At 68.7% G+C, this 18,858-nt stretch carries 17 protein-coding genes; 8 read left to right on the forward strand and 9 right to left on the reverse strand.

What is annotated here, in order from left to right; all coding sequences use genetic code 11:
• Positions 1-43: 43 nt before the first annotated feature.
• From recQ to K344_RS24170, 6 genes are all read right to left on the reverse strand, one after another.
• Positions 44-1,948, reverse strand: coding sequence for a DNA helicase RecQ (gene recQ, locus K344_RS21955; protein ID WP_043114666.1), 1,905 nt, complete (start codon positions 1,946-1,948; stop codon positions 44-46).
• The gene (gene ybaL, locus K344_RS0114960; RefSeq protein ID WP_028081344.1) at positions 1,945-3,642 is read right to left on the reverse strand and encodes a YbaL family putative K(+) efflux transporter; all 1,698 of its coding nucleotides are present in this window, start codon (positions 3,640-3,642) and stop codon (positions 1,945-1,947) included. The genes recQ and ybaL overlap by 4 nt, the downstream gene beginning before the upstream one ends.
• A 171-nt stretch (positions 3,643-3,813) precedes the next feature.
• Complete coding sequence (parE, locus tag K344_RS0114965; RefSeq protein WP_043114668.1) at positions 3,814-5,736, reverse strand: DNA topoisomerase IV subunit B; 1,923 nt, start codon at positions 5,734-5,736, stop codon at positions 3,814-3,816.
• A gap of 129 nt (positions 5,737-5,865) precedes the next feature.
• Positions 5,866-6,270, reverse strand: a complete 405-nt coding sequence (locus tag K344_RS0114970; protein WP_028081346.1) for a hypothetical protein — start codon at positions 6,268-6,270, stop codon at positions 5,866-5,868.
• Positions 6,267-6,830: an RNA polymerase sigma factor gene (locus K344_RS24165; protein ID WP_028081347.1), complete on the reverse strand. Its 564-nt coding sequence runs from the start codon at positions 6,828-6,830 to the stop codon at positions 6,267-6,269. Before K344_RS24165 ends, K344_RS0114970 begins: the two co-directional genes overlap by 4 nt.
• Positions 6,831-6,838: 8 nt before the next feature.
• Positions 6,839-7,267: a DUF6249 domain-containing protein gene (locus K344_RS24170; protein ID WP_028081348.1), complete on the reverse strand. Its 429-nt coding sequence runs from the start codon at positions 7,265-7,267 to the stop codon at positions 6,839-6,841.
• A gap of 129 nt (positions 7,268-7,396) precedes the next feature.
• Between K344_RS24170 and xseB the strand changes: the two genes are divergently transcribed.
• The 3 genes from xseB (at position 7,397) to dxs (ending at position 10,552) form a co-directional block, all read left to right on the forward strand.
• On the forward strand, positions 7,397-7,663 hold the full coding sequence (gene xseB / locus K344_RS0114985; protein ID WP_028081349.1) for an exodeoxyribonuclease VII small subunit: 267 nt from the start codon (positions 7,397-7,399) through the stop codon (positions 7,661-7,663).
• The gene (locus K344_RS0114990; RefSeq protein WP_028081350.1) at positions 7,660-8,553 is read left to right on the forward strand and encodes a polyprenyl synthetase family protein; all 894 of its coding nucleotides are present in this window, start codon (positions 7,660-7,662) and stop codon (positions 8,551-8,553) included. Before xseB ends, K344_RS0114990 begins: the two co-directional genes overlap by 4 nt.
• A gap of 100 nt (positions 8,554-8,653) precedes the next feature.
• Positions 8,654-10,552, forward strand: coding sequence for a 1-deoxy-D-xylulose-5-phosphate synthase (gene dxs / locus K344_RS0114995; RefSeq protein ID WP_028081351.1), 1,899 nt, complete (start codon positions 8,654-8,656; stop codon positions 10,550-10,552).
• Between the two features lie 9 nt (positions 10,553-10,561).
• Here the strand turns inward: dxs and cysG are convergent, their stop codons facing one another.
• Together cysG and K344_RS0115005 are read right to left on the reverse strand one after the other, a co-directional pair.
• Positions 10,562-11,977, reverse strand: a complete 1,416-nt coding sequence (cysG, locus tag K344_RS0115000) for a siroheme synthase CysG (protein WP_028081352.1) — start codon at positions 11,975-11,977, stop codon at positions 10,562-10,564.
• 35 nt (positions 11,978-12,012) lie between these two features.
• Positions 12,013-12,810 carry a sulfite exporter TauE/SafE family protein gene (locus tag K344_RS0115005; protein ID WP_043114671.1) on the reverse strand — a complete coding sequence of 266 codons (798 nt, stop codon included), beginning with the start codon at positions 12,808-12,810 and terminating at the stop codon, positions 12,013-12,015.
• A 90-nt stretch (positions 12,811-12,900) separates the two neighbouring features.
• Here K344_RS0115005 and cysB point away from each other — a divergent pair, with 90 nt between their 5' ends.
• From cysB to K344_RS0115030, 5 genes are all read left to right on the forward strand, one after another.
• Positions 12,901-13,884, forward strand: coding sequence for an HTH-type transcriptional regulator CysB (cysB, locus tag K344_RS0115010; protein WP_028081354.1), 984 nt, complete (start codon positions 12,901-12,903; stop codon positions 13,882-13,884).
• A gap of 123 nt (positions 13,885-14,007) precedes the next feature.
• A complete protein-coding gene (locus K344_RS0115015; RefSeq protein WP_028081355.1) occupies positions 14,008-15,678 on the forward strand; it encodes a nitrite/sulfite reductase in 1,671 nt (556 codons plus the stop codon).
• Positions 15,675-16,184, forward strand: coding sequence for a DUF934 domain-containing protein (locus tag K344_RS21960; RefSeq protein ID WP_051362275.1), 510 nt, complete (start codon positions 15,675-15,677; stop codon positions 16,182-16,184). The genes K344_RS0115015 and K344_RS21960 overlap by 4 nt, the downstream gene beginning before the upstream one ends.
• 215 nt (positions 16,185-16,399) lie before the next feature.
• Entirely contained in the window at positions 16,400-17,179 is a 780-nt protein-coding gene (locus tag K344_RS0115025; RefSeq protein ID WP_245586231.1) for a hypothetical protein, read from the forward strand.
• A gap of 14 nt (positions 17,180-17,193) precedes the next feature.
• The gene (locus K344_RS0115030) at positions 17,194-17,448 is read left to right on the forward strand and encodes a hypothetical protein (protein WP_028081357.1); all 255 of its coding nucleotides are present in this window, start codon (positions 17,194-17,196) and stop codon (positions 17,446-17,448) included.
• A 59-nt stretch (positions 17,449-17,507) separates the two neighbouring features.
• Here the strand turns inward: K344_RS0115030 and K344_RS21965 are convergent, their stop codons facing one another.
• Positions 17,508-18,773: an N-acetylmuramoyl-L-alanine amidase gene (locus tag K344_RS21965; RefSeq protein ID WP_051362276.1), complete on the reverse strand. Its 1,266-nt coding sequence runs from the start codon at positions 18,771-18,773 to the stop codon at positions 17,508-17,510.
• Between the last annotated feature and the right edge of the window lie 85 nt (positions 18,774-18,858).

The raw sequence follows: 18,858 nt of genomic DNA on the forward strand, positions 1-18,858 counted from the left end.
CGTGGCGGGCCGCGGCCCGCGGGTTCAGCGGTCGGGTCGGATTCTAAGGCCTGGCGCCGCCGCGTTCGCGAAAGCTGCGAATGGTCTTGACGAACGCCTCGCCATACTGTTCGAGCTTGCGGCTGCCGACGCCGTTGATGTCGGCGAAAGCGTCGAGATCGGTCGGCTGGCTTTCGGCCATTTCGCGCAAGGTCGCGTCGTTGAAGACCACGTAGGGCGGCACGTTCTGCGCGTCGGCGAGCTGCTTGCGCAGCGCGCGCAGCTGCTCGAACAGCGATTGCTCGTCCGGCGGCAGCGACGCCGCGGCCGCCGACTTCTTCGCCTTCGCTTTGCGGCTCGCCGCCGTCTCGCGCGCCGGCGGCGGCACGACCAGCACGCGGCGCTCGCCCTTCAGCACCTCGCGGCTCGCCGCGGCGAGCCTGAGCACCGGATACCCGTCGGTCGTCTCGTCGAGCAACCCCTGGTGCAGCAGCGTGCGCAGCAGCGCGCGCCATTCGTCCTGCGAGCGCGCCTTGCCGATGCCGTAGGTGCTGAGCTGCTGGTGGCCGCGATCGACGAGCTTCTGGTTCTCCGAGCCGCGCAGGATGTCGATCACGTGCGCGCCGCCGTAGCGCTCGCCGCGCTGCGCGAGGCGCGCGACGCAGGACAGCAGCTGCTGCGCCTCGAGCGTCCAGTCCTCGGTGACCTTGGCTTCGAGGCAGTTGTCGCAGGCACCGCAGTTGCCGGTGAAGGTTTCGCCGAAGTAGCGCAGCTGGATCGCGCGGCGGCACTCGTGCGACTCGGCGTAATCGAGCACCTGGCGCAGTTGCTGGCGCGCGACGCGCTGCTCCTGTTCGAGCGGCAGGCTCGTCTCCGGATGCGTCTTCTGCGCGATCAGGAACTCCGCGGTGCGGATATCGCCGATGCCGAAGAACAGGATGCAGCGCGAAGGCTCGCCGTCGCGGCCGGCGCGGCCGGCCTCCTGGTAATAGCCTTCCATCGTGCGCGGCAGATCGTAGTGCGCGACCCAGCGCACGTCCGGCTTGTTGATGCCCATGCCGAACGCGACCGTCGCCACGACGACCTGCGCGTCGTCGCGGATGAAGCGCTCCTGGTTGTCGCGGCGCTCGTCGGCGTCGAGGCCGGCGTGATAGGCCACGACGCGGATGCGGTCGGCGCGCAAGCGTACCGTCAGCTCGTCGACGCGGCGCCGTGACAGGCAGTAGACGATGCCCGAGCCGCCGTCGCGCGCCAGGGCCAGCAGCTGCTGATAGGTCTGCTGCGTCTTCGGCCGCACCGCGTAATACAGGTTCGGCCGGTTGAAGCTGGCGACGTGAATCGCCGGCTCGCGCAGGTGCAGCTGCGCGACGATGTCGCCGCGCACGCGCTGCGTGGCGGTCGCGGTGAACGCGAACATCGGCACGTCCGGAAACTGCGCGCGCAGGCTGCCGAGCTGGCGATACTCGGGGCGGAAGTCGTGGCCCCATTCGGAGACGCAATGCGCTTCGTCGATGGTGATCGCCGAAATGCCCTGCGCCTGCGTCAGCCGCGCGAGAAAGCCCTCGCGGAACTCCGGCAGCAGCAGGCGCTCGGGCGCGAGATACAGCAGCCTGTAATCGCCGCGCAGCAGACCGGCCATGCGGTTCGCGGCGTCGGCGCCGCCCAGCGTCGAATTGAGGAACGTGGCGGCGATGCCCATCTCCGACAGCAGCCGCACCTGGTCCTGCATCAGCGCGATCAGCGGCGAGACCACCAGCATCACGCCCGGCTTGAGCAGCGCCGGCAACTGGAAGCACAGCGACTTGCCGCCGCCGGTCGGCATGATCGCCAGAAGATCACGACCGGCCAGCGCGTCGCGCACCACCGCTTCCTGGCCCGGCCGAAAGTGGTCGAAGCCGAACCAGCGCTTGAGGGCCGCGCCGAGCGGATCGGCGACGTCGCGAGCCAGATCTGTTCCGGCCGCGCTCATGCGAACTGCGCGTCCGCCGGCCGCGATGCCGGAACCACCGCCATTTCCAGCATCGCCTGCGCGATCTCGCGCTCGCCCATGATCGTCATGTTGGCGCCGCACTGCTGGAGGTAGCTGACTTCGGCATCGGAGTGTGCGCGTGCGACGATGACGAGTTGCGGATTGGCCTGGCGCGCCTGCTTGACGACCTGCCCGGCCTCGAAGCTCTGCGGGATGGCGACGAACAGATGGCTGGCGCCGGCGACATTGGCGGCCTTGAGCACGCGCGGCTCGGCGCCGTTGCCGATGAGGAGCTCCGCGCCGTCGGCATGCGCGGCGGCGCCGGGCTTCTCGCGATCCTCGATGACGAGAAACGGCGCGCCGGCCGCCTTCAGGCCGGCGGCGACGATGCTGCCGACGCGGCCATAGCCGACGACGATCGCGTGCGCCTGCAGCGCCGTGGTCTTCAGGCTCGGCTGCGCCGCGGACGGCGGCGCGTCCGGCGGCGCCGCCGGCAACAGCAGCGGCTCGGCCTTGCGCTGGCGGCGCTCGGCGATCGCGAAGGCGAGCGGATTGAAGAGGATCGACAGGATGGCGCCGGCGAGGATCAGGTCCTGCGCCTGCTGCGGCAGCAGGTGCAGCGACAGGCCGAGCCCGGCGAGGATGAACGAGAATTCGCCGATCTGCGACAGGCTGGCGGCGATCGTCATCGCGGTGGCGCGCGTGTAGCCGAAGGCGCGCACGATCGCGAACGCGGCGATCGACTTGCCGATGATGATGATGGCTAGCGTCGCGAGAAGCTGCAGCGGCGCGCGCAGCACGATGCGCGGATCGAACAGCATGCCGACCGAGACGAAGAACAGCACCGCGAAAGCGTCGCGCAGCGGCAGCGATTCCTCGGCGGCGCGGTGCGAGAGCGGCGACTCGGCGAGGATCATGCCGGCGAAGAAGGCGCCGAGCGCGAACGACACGTCGAACAGATACGCCGCGCCGAGCGCGACGCCGAGCGCGACCGCGAGCACCGCCAGCGTGAACAGCTCGCGCGAGCCGGTGCGCGCCACCCAGTCGAGAATGCGCGGAATGACGCGGCGGCCGACGATCAGCATCACGGCGACGAAGGCGATGACCTTGCCGATGGTGACGGCGAGCGTCGCGGCGATCGACGCCGCGCCCGGAGCGCCACCGTCGCCGAATGCCGCGGCGAGCGCCGGAATCAGCACCAGCGCGAGCACCATCGCCAGGTCCTCGACGATCAGCCAGCCGACGGCGATGCGGCCGCGATCGGTGTCGAGCAGGCGCCGGTCCTGCAGCGCCCGCAGCAGCACCACGGTGCTGGCCACCGACAGCGCGAGACCGAACACGAGGCCCGCGCCGAGCGGCCAGCCGAGCAGCAGCGCGAGGCCCGCCCCGAGCGCGGTCGCCGCGGCGATCTGCACGATCGCGCCCGGCACCGCGATCCTGCGCACGGCGAGCAACTCCTTGAGCGAGAAATGCAGGCCGACGCCGAACATCAGCAGGATCACGCCGATCTCGGCCAGCTCGCCGGCGAGGTTCTGGTCGGCGACGAAGCCCGGTGTGTTCGGCCCCATGGCGACGCCGGCGACGAGATAGCCGACCAGCGGCGGCAGGCGCAGACGCTGCGCGACGGCGCCGAAGATGAACGCCAGGACGAGACCACCGACGATGGTGGCGATCAGCGGAGTCGAATGCGGCATGCGTCAGACCGTGCAATGGATAGCCGGAGCTGGCGGTTCAGCATACGCAATCGAGAGTACGAATGTCTGACCGTTTCGATAGGTGCGCGTCGATCCGAAAGGTTCTGAGGCGCGTCGCGAGCGCGGGCCGGGAGCACCGCCCGCGCGCGAGATGCCGAGCGCAGCAGCGTCTCAAACCTCGGCGCGATTGCCTTCGCGTTCGAGCCAATCCTTGCGGTCCGACGCGCGCTTCTTGGCGAGCAGCATGTCCATCACCTTGTCGGCCGACAGTGCGCCGTCCGCATCGTCGTCGAGCGTCAGCTGCACGAGGCGGCGCGTGTCGCGTGCCATCGTCGTTTCGCGCAGCTGCAGCGGGTTCATCTCGCCGAGGCCCTTGAAGCGCGTCACCTGCGGCTTGGCGCGGCTGCCTTCGGCGACCAGGCGATCGAGCACGCCATTCTTCTCGGCTTCGTCGAGGGCGTAGAAGACCTGCTTGCCGGCGTCGATGCGGAACAGCGGCGGCATCGCGATGAAGATGTTGCCGGCCGCGACCAGCGGACGGAAATGCTTGAGGAACAGCGCACAGAGCAGGGTCGCGATGTGCAGGCCGTCGGAGTCGGCATCGGCCAGCACGCAGATCTTGCCGTAGCGCAGGCCGTTGATGTCGGCGCTGCCCGGATCGACGCCGATCGCCACCGAGATGTCGTGGATTTCCTGGGAGCCGAGCGCCTCGTTGGCGTCGACTTCCCAGCTGTTGAGGATCTTGCCGCGCAGCGGCATCACCGCCTGGTATTCGCGATCACGCGCCTGCTTCGCCGAGCCGCCGGCCGAATCGCCTTCGACGAGGAACAGCTCGGTCAGCGCTGGATCGCTCGACACGCAGTCGGCCAGCTTGCCCGGCAGCGCCGGACCGCTGGTGATCTTCTTGCGCACGACCTGCTTCGACAGCTTGAGGCGCGCATTGGCGTTGGCGATGACCAGCTGGGCGATCTGCTCGCCGGCCTCGGTGTGCTGGTTCAGCCAGAGGCTGAAGGAGTCGTGGACGACGCCCTGCACGAAGGCCGCCGTCTCGCGCGACGACAGGCGCTCCTTGGTCTGGCCGGCGAACTGCGGGTCCTGCATCTTCACGCTGAGCACGTAGGCGCAGCCGTTCCAGACGTCCTCCGGCGTCAGCTTGAGGCCGCGCGGCAGGAGGTTGCGGAATTCGCAGAACTCGCGGATTGCCTCGGTGAGGCCGGTGCGCAGGCCATTGACGTGGGTGCCGCCCTGCGGCGTCGGAATCAGGTTGACGTAGCTCTCGGCGACCGGCTCGGCGCGCGCGCCTTCCTGGTTCAACCAGACCAGAGCCCACTCCGCTTCTTCGCGCGCCGCCTTGAACTGGCCGATGAAGGGCTCGTTCGGCAGGGTCTCGGCGCCCTGCAGCGCGTCCTTCAGGTAATCCGGCAGGCCGTTCTCGTACTGCCAGGTGATTTCTTCGTTGTGCGTCTTGTCGATCAGTGTCACGCGCAGGTTCGGGCACAGCACGGCCTTGGCGCGCAGCACCTGCTTGAGGCGCGGCATCGAGAACTTCGGCGAGTCGAAGTACTTCGGATCGGCCCAGAAGCGCACCGTGGTGCCGCGCTTGTTCCTGGCGACGCTGCCGACCGGCTTGAGCTTCCTGGAGACTTCGCCGTCGGCGAACTCGATGAGGTATTCGGTGCCCTCGCGGAACACGCGCACGTCGAGCTTGTTCGACAGCGCATTGACCACGGACACGCCGACGCCGTGCAGGCCGCCGGAGAACTGGTACTGCTTGTTCGAGAACTTGGCGCCCGAATGCAACTTGGTCAGGATCAGCTCGACGCCGGTGACCTTGTGTACCGGATGGATGTCGACCGGCATGCCGCGGCCGTCGTCGGCCACTTCGAGCGAACCGTCATCAAAGACGGTGACGATGATGTTCTTGCAGTAGCCGGCGAGGGCCTCGTCGACCGCGTTGTCGATCACTTCCTGCGCCAGATGGTTCGGACGGGTCGTGTCGGTGTACATGCCCGGGCGCTTGCGCACCGGGTCGAGGCCCTGAAGAACTTCAATCGCTTCAGCGCTGTAAGAACTGTTATTGGAGTTTGCGGCCATGGCCAGCCAGAGGAATGGGGTCGCTTGCGGACGCGCGAAGGTAGCCAATGCGCCACGCGCCGGCAAGATGGCGAACGCCGCTTTTCTCGGGCACGCGGGCGCGCGGCGCGGCGGCCCCTCGGATATCGATCAGATTTCCGCGAGCAATACGGCGGCCAGCGCCAGCGCCGCCAGCGGCGCCAGCACGTTCAGCGCGGCATGCAGCGACAGCGATCCGTCCAGCGCTTCGCGCGGCACGGTCAGCAGCGCCGGCGCCGTCCGCGCAAGAGCGTCGATCGACGCGCCGGCGGCATGCATCCACTCGCCGAGCAAGGGACCGAGACCGACGGCCAGGGCGGCGATCGCGAACAGGAGGCCGATGCCGTCGAGCCATGGCAAGCGCCGGCGCGGCGCCGGCAGCTGCCGCACGACGCGCGCGCTGAAGCCGGCGTCATCGAGATACGGCGCCTGCGCCAGATCGTCGCGCAGCGCGGCGCGCAGCCACGCCGCGCCGTCGTCATCGTCGCGAGCGGGAATGGGCGGATGGCGGTTCATGTCCTCGTCTCCCAGGCCTGCAGACGGGCCTTGAGCTTCTGCTTGCCACGTGCCAGGTGCGATTTCAGCGTGCCCAGCGGACAGCCGAGCGCAGCCGCGGCTTCCTCGTGACTCATGTCGAGATGGTAGCACTGCACCAGGGCCGCTCTTTCCGCCGGCGACAGCACGGCGAAGGCGCGCGCCATGTCGAGCTGCAGCTCGGCCCGCGGCGCCTCGTCGGCGGCGACGCTGCCGGCAGTGGCGGGCTCCGGCATGTCGTCGAGCGACAGTTCGACGTGCCGTGCCCGCAGGTGCTGCAGGAACACATTGGTGGCAATGCGGTGCAGCCAGGTCGGGAACGCCGCGTCGGCGCGGAACTGCGCGAGCTTGCGGTAGACCTGCAGAAAGGTCTCCTGCGCCAGATCGTCCGCCAGCGCCGCGTCGCCCGCCGTCAGACGACGCAGCAGGTTGCGCACGGCCGACTGGTGGCGGCGCACCAGCAGGCCATAGGCGAGGCGATCGTCGCCGGCGACGACGCGGGCGATCAGCGCCGCGTCGGCCGGTTCGGCACGGGCTGGCAAGGCAGCGCTCAGCGGCTGCCCTGCGCGCGCTCCTCGATCGCCCACGACAGCAGGCGGGCGATGCCGATGAACACCGGGATCAGCGCCCACGGCCAGGCGTGATGCTGGCCGGTCAGGTAGAAGGCCAGCGCCAGCGCCATGCCGACCGCGAGCAGGGTCAGGCCGCGGCTGAGGTTCGAACGCGCGCAGCGTGTCACCAGCAGCTCGGGCGGAATGGACTGCCCGCTGGCGGCCAGCTTGGCGATGATCTCGTTCTGCAGGCGTTGCTGACGCAGGCGGTACAGCAGCACGGCGATGACGATGACGGCCGGCAGCGCGAAGGCCATGACGACGGCGATGATGCCGGTCACGTCGGTGCCGTGGCCGGCGCCGAAATCGATGCCGTCGAGCCCCTCGACCTGCAAGGTGGCGGCGGCGCTGGAAAGCATGTTGATCATGACGGCGGTCCTCTGGATGTCGCGGCGCCGGTCCGGATGGTGGCGTTCGGCGATATAGATGCGGCGACGCGGCGTTTTGGATGCAGGCGACGGCGTTTACACTAGCACCCCTTCTCCGGCCCTCCGCCCATGCCGACCAAGACAACCGCGCCGCCGCCCGCCTCGCCCTCCGCCGCCGATCCGGTCGGCCAGTTCGAGGACGCGATGAAAGAGCTGGAAGGCATCGTCCAGTCGCTCGAGCGCGGCGATCTGCGGCTCGACGAGTCGCTGCGCCTGTTCGAACGCGGCGTCGTCCTGGCCCGCCAGTGCCGCGGCTCGCTGGAGAACGCCGAGCTCAAGGTCCACGAACTGCTGGCCGACGGCGACCGCCAAGCCGACGGCGACGAACCGTCGTGAGCGAACCGTTCGCCAGCCGCGTCGCCGCCTATCAGCAGCGTCTGCGCGACGGCTTCGAACGCTGGCTGCCGCCGGCCGGCTGCTATCCGGCGCGCCTGCACGAGGCCATGCGCTACGCGAGCGACGGCGGCAAGCGCCTGCGGCCGCTGCTGATCTACGCGGCCGGCGAAACGCTCGGCTTGCCGGCGCGCGCGCTCGACGCGCCCGCCTGCGCGGTCGAAATGATCCACGTCTATTCGCTGGTGCACGACGACCTGCCGGCGATGGACGACGACGATCTGCGCCGCGGCCGGCCGACCACGCACAAGGCCTACGACGAAGCAACCGCGATCCTGGTCGGCGACGGCCTGCAGGCCCTGGCCTTCCACGTGCTCGCCTGCGATCGCGATGCGGGGCTCGGCGCCGCACAGCGCCTGCGCATGGTCGAGATCCTGGCCGATGCCGCCGGTTCGCGCGGCATGGTCGGCGGCCAGGCCGTCGACCTGCAGTCCGAAGGCCGCGAGCTGACGCTCGCCGAGCTGGAGGCGCTGCATATCCACAAGACCGGGGCGATGATCCGCGCCTGTCTGCTGCTCGCCGCGACCGCGGCGCGCGAGCTGCCGGCCGTGCAGCGCGACGCGCTCGACCGCTACGGCAAGGCCATCGGCCTCGCCTTCCAGATCCAGGACGACGTGCTCGACATCGAGAGCAGCTCGGCCCTGCTCGGCAAGACCGCCGGCAAGGACGAAGCGCATCTGAAATCGACCTATCCCTCGGTCATGGGCCTGCCGGCCGCCAAGGCGCGCGCCGCCGAACTGTTCGCCACCGCCCGCGAAGCGCTGGCGCCGTTCAATGACGCTGCGGAGCCCCTGCTGTGGCTCGCGCGCCATATCGAGAGCCGCGATCACTGAGCCACAGTGCCGGCCTTGCCGCTTGCACTGGTCCGGGGCAGTGCCTTTCGCCGATAATCCCGTTTCGTATCGATAGGGTGCCGCAAGGCACGAGACCTGCATGACCGAGATACCCGGATACGCCCTGCTCGGGCGCATCCAGACGCCCGACGACTTGCGCAAGCTGGCGCCGGACGAGTTGCCGGCGCTGGCCGTCGAGATGCGGCGCTACCTGATCGAGACCCTCGGCCGCATCGGCGGCCATTTCGCCGCCAATCTCGGCACGGTGGAGCTGTCGCTGGCCCTGCACGTTTGCCTCGACACGCCGCACGACCGCATCGTCTGGGACGTCGGCCATCAGGCCTACCCGCACAAGATGCTCACCGGCCGCCGCGCGCGGCTGGAGACGATCCGCCGTCTCGGCGGCCTGGCGCCGTTCTGCGCGCGCAGCGAAAGCGAGTACGACAGCTTCGGCGTCGGCCATTCCTCGACCTCGATCTCGGCCGCCGCCGGCATGGCCGCGGGCGCGCGCGTCAAAGGCGAAAAGCGCCGCGTGGTCGCCGTGATCGGCGACGGCGGCATGACCGCCGGCATGGCCTTCGAGGCGCTCAATCACGCCGGCCATCTCGGCCTCGACCTGCTGGTGATCTACAACGACAACGACATGTCGATCTCCGAGAACGTCGGCGCCCTGCGCGACCACTCGGCGCGCGTGATGCAGAAGCTCGGCCTCGCCGCGCCGCACGCCGCGCGGGCGCCGCGGGCGCCCCTCCACGACGAGAGCGGCAACGAGGCGCATCTCGATCATCCCGGCGCGATGTTCGAAACCTTCGGCTTCACCTACTCCGGTCCGATCGACGGCCACGATCTGCCGGCGCTGATGGCGACGCTGGATCGCCTCAAGGACGCGCGCGGCCCGCAGCTGCTGCACATCGTCACGGTCAAGGGCAAGGGCTTCGAGCCGGCCGAAGCCGATCCGATCAAGTATCACGGCATCACGCAGTTCGACCCGGTGACCGGCGCCTTCCCCCCGAAGAAGGCCGACAACGCGCCGACCTACACGCAGGTGTTCGGCGACTGGCTGTGCCGCGCCGCCGAGCGCGATCCGCTGGTCGTCGGCATCACGCCGGCGATGCGCGAGGGCTCGGGCCTCGTCGAGTTCGCCAGGCGCTTCCCCGAGCGTTATTTCGACGTCGGCATCGCCGAGCAGCACGCGGTGACGCTCGCCGCCGGCCTCGCCTGCGAGGGTCTCAAGCCGGTCTGCGCGATCTACTCGACCTTCCTGCAGCGCGGTTACGACCAGCTGATCCACGACGTGGCGATCCAGAATCTGCCGGTCGTGTTCGCCATCGACCGCGGCGGCCTGGTCGGCGCCGACGGCGCGACGCATCACGGCAGCTTCGATCTGTCCTACCTGCGCTGCATTCCGAACATGGTGGTGATGGCGCCGTCGGACGAAAACGAGACGCGGCGCATGCTGGCGACCGGCCTCGAGCTGAAGCAGCCGAGCGCCGTGCGCTATCCGCGCGGCAACGGCATCGGCCTGAAGGCCGAGCACGACGCCCGGCCGCTCAGCGTCGGCAAGGGCCGCATCGTGCGCGAGGCGCATGGCCGCCGGCGGCCGCGCGTCGCCATCCTGGCCTTCGGCGCGATGGTGCAGCCGGCGCTCGAAGCGGCGGACATCCTCGACGCCGTGGTCGCCGACATGCGCTTCGTCAAGCCGCTCGACGCCGAGCTCATTCTCGAACTCGCGAACGAGAACGACCTGCTGGTCACGCTGGAGGACAACGCCCGCCTCGGCGGCGCCGGCTCCGGCGTCAATGAAGTGCTGCTCGCACAGCATCATCTGGTGCCGGTGCTCAATCTCGGCCTGCCCGACCATTTCGTCGAGCACGGCACGCGCGAGGAATTGCTGGCGCAGGTCGGGCTCGACGCCGCCGGCGTGTTGCGCGCGATCCAGAAACGCCTGCGTTCGCGCGATCTCGACGAGGCGAAGCGCGGCGCCGGCGGCGCCGCCTGATTCCCGAATTCAGCGCGCCGCCGCGCCGGCGCGGAACCAGTCGAGCTTGTCGCGCAGCTTCACCACCTCGCCGACCATCAGCAGGCTCGGGCGACGGATGTCGGCGCCGGCGATGCGCGCCGGCAGATCATCGAGCGTGCCGGTGAAGACCTGCTGCGTCGGCGCCGTGCCGTCGACCACGATCGCCGCCGGCCAGTCGCGCGGCAGGCCGTGTTCGATCAGCGCGGCGCAGATCTGCGGCAGCGTCTGCAGGCCCATGTAGAACACCACGGTCTGGCCGCGCCGCGCCAGCTGGTCCCAGTGCAGTTCGAGCTTGCCGTCCTTGCGCGCGTGGCCGGTGACGAAGATGCAGGCCTGCGCGTAGTCGCGATGCGTCAGCGGAATGCCGGCGTAGGCGGCGCAGCCGGCGGCGGCGGTGACGCCGGGCACGACCTGGAAGGCAACGCCGTGCGTCATCAGCGTCTCGATTTCCTCGCCGCCGCGTCCGAAGATGAAGGGGTCGCCGCCCTTGAGGCGCAGCACGCGCCGGCCGCGTTGCGCCTGCCGCACCAGCTCGGCGTTGATCTCCTCCTGCGGCACGGTGTGCTGGTTGCGCGCCTTGCCGACGAAGATGCGCTCGGCGTCGCGGCGCACCAGCTCCATCACGCCGGGCGAGACCAGGCGGTCGTAGAGCACGACGTCGCACTGCTGCATCAGGCGCAGCGCGCGGAACGTCAGCAGATCGGGATCGCCCGGCCCGGCACCGACCAGATACACCTCGCCGCGCATCGCTTCGCCGGCCAGCAGACCGTCGAGCACGCGCTCGGCGGCCTGGTCCTCGCCGCGCAGCGCCGCCTCGGCGCCGGGGCTGTCGAGGAACTGCTCCCAGATGCGGCGCGGCAGGCCGCCGGTTTCGCGTGACTTCACCTTGGCGCGACGCGCGTGCATGAAGGCCGCCAGCCGCCCGTAGCCCTGCGGCAGCCAGCTCTCGACGCGTTCGCGCAGGCGCCGCGCCAGCACCGGCGCCGCGCCGCCGCTGGAGATCGCGATCTGCAGCGGACTGCGGTCGACGATCGCCGGCACGATGAAGCGGCTCAGCGCGATGTCGTCGACGACGTTGACCGGCACGCCGGCGCGCTCGGCCGCGGCCGCAACGGCGGCATTGAGCGCGTGATCGTCGGTGGCGGCGATCGCCAGCCGCCGGCCCTGCAGCAGAGCCGGCTCGAAGGCGGCGCCGATGTGCTCGGCGCGCCCCGCATCGACGACGGCGCGCACCTCGGCACCGAGCGCGCGCGCGACAATCTGCACCCGGGCCCCGGCGCGCAGCAGCAAGTCCAGCTTGCGCGCCGCCACCTCGCCGCCGCCGACCAGCAGCACCGCTTCGCCGTGCAGGCGCAGGAAGATCGGGAAGTAGCCGGCCGCGCCGGCGGGCTGATCGGAGTTCATGTGCGCAGCATAGCGTTCCGCACCGCCGGCACCGCTCAGCGGGCCAGCACGCTCGTCACCATCGTCACGCCGATGAAGATCAGGAAGCCGGCGACGCCGCGCCGCAGCAGCCGCGGCGACAGCCGAAAGCCGATGCGCGTGCCCAGCCAGATGCCCGGCAGGGCGCCGGTCAGCAGCAGAACCAGCATGCGGCAATCGACCGAGCCGATGCCGGCGTGACCGAGACCGGCGATGCCGGTGATCAGCACGGCGTGCGCGAGATCGGAGCCGACCAGGGCGATCGGGCGTTCCTTCGGATAGAGCAGCAGCAGGAGCATCATGCCGATCACGCCGGCGCCGACCGAGGAGATGGTCACCAGCGTGCCGATCAGCAGGCCGGACAGCAGGGTCAGCGGTCGCTGCCAGCGCAGCAGCGCCTGCGCGTCGAAGGCGATGCCGCAGTTCTTCATCAAGCGCAGGATCGGGTCCTGCAGCAGGGTGAACGTCGCCGTAGTGATGATGGCCGCCGCCAGCACCAGCTTGATGAGACGATCGAGCCCCGGCCCGGCGCCGACCAGATGCAGCACCAGCAGGGTGAGCAGGGTTGCCGGCACGCTGCCCGCCGACATCCAGGCGACGATCTTCCAGTTGACCGAACCGTTGCGGCCGTGCAGCGCGACGCCGAAGGCCTTGCTGATGCTGGCGTAGAGCAGGTCGGTGCCGACGGCGATCGCCGGCTTGATGCCGCAGAACAGGATGAGGATCGGCGTCATCAGCGAGCCGCCGCCGACTCCGGTGGCGCCGACGGCGGTGCCGACGACCAGTCCGGCCAATATGAAGCCGAGTTCTTGCATTTGATTATTTGGATATAAGGGGGCGAAAGATATCGGATCAAACGGAATAGCGCACTATACTTTTATACGGTTTCCGAATAAGCCTCAGCCATGAAGCTACGACAACTGCATTACATCCACGAAGTGGCCCGGCGCGGACTGAACGTCACGGCCGCGTCCGAGGCCTTGTTCACCTCGCAGCCCGGCGTCAGCAAACAGATCCGCATGCTCGAGGATGAACTCGGCGTCGATATCTTCGTGCGCAACGGCAAGCACCTCTCGGAAATCACGCCGGCCGGGCAGCGCATCCTCGACTGCACGCAGCGGCTGCTCGACGAGGTCGAGAACATCAAGCGCGTCGCCGAGGACTTTCACGATGCCGACCGCGGCGATCTGTCGATCGCGACCACGCACACGCAAGCGCGCTATGCATTGCCGCCGGTGATCCAGCCGTTCCGCAAGCGCTACCCGCGCGTCAGCCTGCATCTGCACCAGGGTACGCCGCCGCAGATCGCGCGCATGGCCGCTGAAGGCCAGGCCGACTTCGCCATTGCCACCGAAGCCATGCATCACTTCGAGACGCTGGTGATGCTGCCTTGCTACAACTGGAACCGCTCGGTGCTGGTGCGGCCCGATCATCCCCTGGCCGGCAAGTCGAAGCTGACCCTGCAGGACATCGCCGCGCACCCGATCATCACCTACACCTTCGGCTTCACCGGCCGCTCGAAGCTCGACCAGGCCTTCGCCGCGCGCGGGCTCAAGCCGGACGTGGTGCTGACCGCCGTCGATGCCGACGTCATCAAGACCTACGTGCGCCTCGGCCTGGGCGTCGGCATCATCGCCAGCATGGCCTACGACCCGGTGGCCGACCACGATCTCGTGCACCTGCCCGCGGATCATCTGTTCGAGGACAGCGTGACGCACATCGGTTTCCGGCGCGGTCTTTTCCTGCGCGGCTACATGTACGAGTTCCTGCAGCTGTTCGCGCCGCACCTCAGCCACGAGATCGTCGACGAAATCAGCGCCATCGCCGAGCCCGAGGAACGGCAAAAAAGGGCGCTAGCCTTGATCAAGACCCTGCCCGAGGCCAAATAACCATTCGGCATTAGCTCATAACCGGACGCGCGCAGGGCTTCATTGCCTGAGGAAAAGTCCGGATAATGCGCGACCCGCCGCCCATTCCGCCGCCGAGTCGCCCCGCGCTCACCGAGTCCGTTCATGTACCGATACGATGTCTATGATCAGAAGCTGGTCGACGAACGCGTCGCCCAGTTTCGCGACCAGACCCAGCGCTTCCTCGCCGGCCAGATTCCGGACGACGAATTCCGCGCGCTGCGCCTGCGCAACGGGCTCTATATCCAGCGCTTCGCGCCGATGCTGCGCGTGGCGATTCCGTATGGCCTGCTGGCCAGCCGCCAGCTGCGCATGCTGGCGCATGTCGCCCGCGAATACGACAAGGGCTTCGGACACTTCACGACGCGCCAGAACATCCAGTACAACTGGCCGCAGCTCGAGCGCGTGCCGGACATCCTCGCCGACCTGGCCAGCGTGCAGATGCACGCGATCCAGACCTCCGGCAACTGCATTCGCAACATCACTTCGGACCCTCTCGCCGGCGTCGCCCGCGACGAGCTCGTCGATCCGCGCCCGTACTGCGAGCTGACGCGGCAGTGGGCGACCTTCCACCCCGAGTTCAACTGGCTGCCGCGCAAGTTCAAGATCGCCTTCTCGGCGACCACCACCGACCGCGCCGCCACCAAGGTGCATGACATCGGCGTGCACATCGTGCGCAATGCGCAGGGCGAGCTGGGTTATGCCATCTACGTCGGCGGCGGCCTCGGCCGCATGCCGATGATCGGCCACCTGATCCGCGAGTTCCTGCCGGAGCTCGATCTGCTCTCGTATCTGGAAGCGGTGCTGCGCGTGTACAACCGTCTCGGCCGCCGCGACAACATCCATCGCGCGCGCATCAAGATCCTCGTCAAGGAAACCGGCCCGGCCAGGTTCGCCGAAATGGTCGAGGCCGAATGGGCGCAGATCCGCGACGGCGAGCTGAAGCTCAAGCCGCAGGACATCGACTTCATCAAGTCACGCTTCGACGAGCACGCCTACCGCAGCGACGCCGCGCGGGACACGAGCTTCGCCGCGCACGTCGCCAGCGACAGCGCCTTCGCCGCCTTCGTCAAGCGCAACGTCAAGGAGCATCGCGCCGACGGCTACAAGATCGTCTTCGTCTCGCTGAAGCCGGCCGGCGGCGTGCCGGGCGACATCACGGCCGAGCAGCTGGAGATCGTCGCCGATCTCGCCGAGCGCTACAGCTTCGGCGAGGCGCGCGCCACGCACGACCAGAACCTCGTGCTGGGCGAAGTCGAACAGAAGGACGTCTACACGGTCTGGCAGGCGCTGCGCCAGTACGATCTGGCGACGCCGAACATCGGCCTGCTGACCGACCTGATCTGCTGCCCGGGGCTCGACTACTGCTCGCTGGCCAATGCCGGCTCGATCGGCGTCTCGCAGGACATCAACGACCGCTTCGATTCGCTCGACTACCTCTACGACATCGGCGACATCCAGATCAAGATGTCGGGCTGCATGAACGGCTGCGGCCATCACACGATCGGCCACATCGGCATCCTCGGCGTCGACAAGCATGGCGAGGAGTGGTACCAGGTCACGCTCGGCGGCTCGTCCGGCAACGACGCCAGTCTCGGCGATCGCACCGGCCCGGCGATCAGCCGCGCCGACATCGCCGAAGCGGTCGAACGCATCATCAGCGTGTACATGGAGCAGCGGCAGTCGGAGGATGAATCCTTCCTGCAGTGCTATCGCCGCGTCGGCATGGCGCCGTTCAAGGCCCGTATCTACGCCGAAGACGGAGTGGCCGCGTGAGCACGCTGATCCGCAACGGCCAGATCCAGGCGAACGACGCTCTCGAACTGGCCGACGACGCCAGTGACCAGGGCCAGCAGAAGATCATCGTCAGCCTGGCGCGCTGGACGCGCGAGCGCGAAACGCTCGCCGGCCCGCAGCGGCAGGTCGCGGTCCGCGTGCCGAACACCGTCGCCATCGACGACGCCTGGCCCCTGCTCAAGGACTGTGCGCTGATCGTCCTCGAGTTCCCGAGCTTCGGCGACGGCCGCGCCTACAGCCAGGCGCGCGTGTTGCGCGGGCGCTTCGGCTATGCCGGCGAAATCCGCGCCACCGGCCAGGCCGTGGTGCGCGACCAGTTGCTCGGCATGCATCGCGTCGGCATCAACAGCTTCGTGCTGCGCGCCGACCAGGATCCGCAGACCTGCCTGCGCGCGCTGGCCGACTTCGACCTCGCGTACCAGGAAAGCAGCGACGATCTGCCGCTCGTGCGCCGCCTGCGCGCCAGCCAGCACGCGGCAGGCTGAGGCGCGTCAAGCCCGCGTCAAACGGGCGCCCCGTTTGGAACCTGAACGACGGCAGCGCCGCATTCGCCCGATGTCTGCGGGCGACGGGCGCCCCGAACGGGTTGTCCCCCGCGGAGCTTGGCTTGTCTTCGCAGGTACGGCTCACTAGAGTGGTTCGGCGTATCGCCTGGCATTGCGATGCCGCGGCCATGAGTCAGCGACAGGGAAATCACGGCATGAAAAGCAACCATAAGAATGCGGTTCCGCTGACCGGCGCGTTGATGTTCGCAAGCGCTTCGGCCTGGGCGCAGGTCGGCACGGATGCCGCGAGCGCCGCGGCCAGCGAGCTCAAGGGTTTCGCGGCCCCGGCCCTGCAGGCGCCGGTCGCCTTCGGCGCACGCTGGGGAACCGCCGGTGTCGGCGTGTACGGCCAGACCTGTGACTGCAACCAGGACAACGCGGACGGTTCGCTGGGTGTGGCCTTCGGCCTCGGCGATCCGGACAAGTACGCGGCGCTCGAGGTCACGGTCGCTGCTTCGTCGCTGTTCGGCGACAAGGGCAGCGGCGACGGCTTCGGCGAAGCCGGATCCATCGGCCTCAAGCTGCACACCAACCTGCCCGGCTACGCGTCGTTCGCCGTCGGCGTGAACGGCACCGGCCGCTGGGGCGGCGATGCGTTCAGGGATGCCAACCGCTCGAGCACTTACGCCGTCGCTTCGAAGATGCTGCCGGTCGGCCCCTTCGCGACGATCCTCACTCTCGGCGTCGGCGACGAGCTGTACAACGAGCCCGGCAAGGGCGGCGTCGGCGTGATCGGCTCGGCGGCTTTCTATTTCACGCAGCAGATCTCGGTGCTCGCCGAGTACACCGGCCGCTTCACCAACGCGGCGCTGTCGGTCGCGCCCTTCGCCACCTTCCCGCTGACGATCACGCTCGGCGCCACCAATCTCGGCGAACGCTATGGTGGTGACGTCGAGTTCGCCGGCTCGGTCGGCATGGGCTTCGTCTTCGATTGATCAGGAGGCATGCAATGCGCAAGCAACTTTTCGCCCGGTGGGTCTTCACCCTGGTCGTCGGCGCCGCACTGCCGATGGCGGCACACGCCGACTCGGGCAGCACGAGCAGCAGCAGCGCGGGTCTCGGCGTCGACTACACCGCACTCGTGTCGGCAGGCGGCACCGGCAATCCGGGGCTTGCGCTGCCGGGCTCGTCGTCGGCCAATACCGTGCGCAGCCCGATTGCCGGCATCGCCCGCCACTTCGCCAGAGCCAAGCGTCCGAAGTAAGCGGCGCGCAGCATGAAAAAACCCCGCCGCGGCGGGGTTTTTTCATGTCATGCGGCCGCTCAGTCGTCGGCCAGTGGCCGGTTGCGCGCACCGCTGGCACTGGCGGCGCTGACCTTGGTCAGGCGCGGCGCCGCCTCGACCATCTGCTGCTTCGGCCGGTACGCCTGGAAGTAACCTTTCACGCCACTGAGAATGCTGGCGGCCAGCTTGCCCTGGTAATCGTCGTCGGCGAGCAGTTTCTCCTCGCGCGGATTGGTGATGAAGGCCGTCTCGACCAGCACCGACGGGATGTCCGGCGCCTTCAGCACGACGAAGGCCGCCTGTTGCACGTCCTGCTTCTGCAGCGAGTTGATCTGGCCCATGGCGCGCAGGATGCGCGAGCCGACGTCGAAGCTCGCCTCCATCGTCGCGCTCTGCGAAAGATCGATCAGCACCGCGGCCAGATCGTTGTCCTTGCCATGCAATTCGACGCCGCCGACGAGATCGGCGGCGTTCTCCTTGTTGGCGAGCCAGCGCGCCTGTTCGCTGGTGACGCCCCGGTCGCTGAGCACGTAGACGGCGGTACCCTGCATGTCGCGCCGGGTGAAGGCATTGCAATGGATCGACACGAACATGTCGGCCTGATGCTTGCGCGCGATCTCGACGCGCTGGCGCAGCCCGACGTAATAGTCGCCGTCGCGCGTCAGCACGGCGCGCATGTTCGGCTGCGTGTTGATCAGCAGCGCGAGCTTTCGCGCGATCGACAGCGAGACGCTCTTTTCGAGCAGGCCCGAAGTGCCGCGCGCGCCGGGATCCTCGCCGCCATGACCGGCATCGACGGCGATGACGATGGGCTTGTCCTGCAAGCGCGTGGTGCCGGGCAGCGGGGCGCTCGCGATCTGGCCGGCAGGCGCCGGCGAACGCACGGCCGGCGCATCGCCGGCGTCGGCATCGGACAGCGCCGCCGCATCGCGCGCCAGATCGACGATCACGCGATGGCCGTACTCGTCGTTCGGCGTCAGATCGAGCTTCCGGGTGCTGACCGCGCCGGTGACGTCGAGCACGACGCGAATGCCGCCCTCGCGCGGAGCGCTGCGGATCTGGCGGACCAGGCCCTTGGGTGCGGCGGCGGCGGCGCGCTTGATGCTGGCGCCGTCCAGTCCGTCCAGATCGACGACGACGCGATCCGGATTGGCGAGCGTGAACACCGAGGCCCTGGCGGCGCCGTTCATGTCGAACACGACGCGCGTCGATTCAGGGCTTTCCCAGACGCGCAGATCGCGCAGTTCCGCCGCCTGTGCAAGCGACGAAACGAGCGCGAAAAGCAGGGCAGTCCCCCAATGCATCAAACGCTTATCCAAAACAGTTTGCGGCGAAAGTAAGCCACCGCAAAGAAAAAATCAAATTTCCCTATTCACTACAGGAGGATGG

This window comes from Solimonas soli DSM 21787 (genome assembly GCF_000474945.1).
Taxonomy (GTDB): Bacteria; Pseudomonadota; Gammaproteobacteria; order Nevskiales; family Nevskiaceae; genus Solimonas; species Solimonas soli.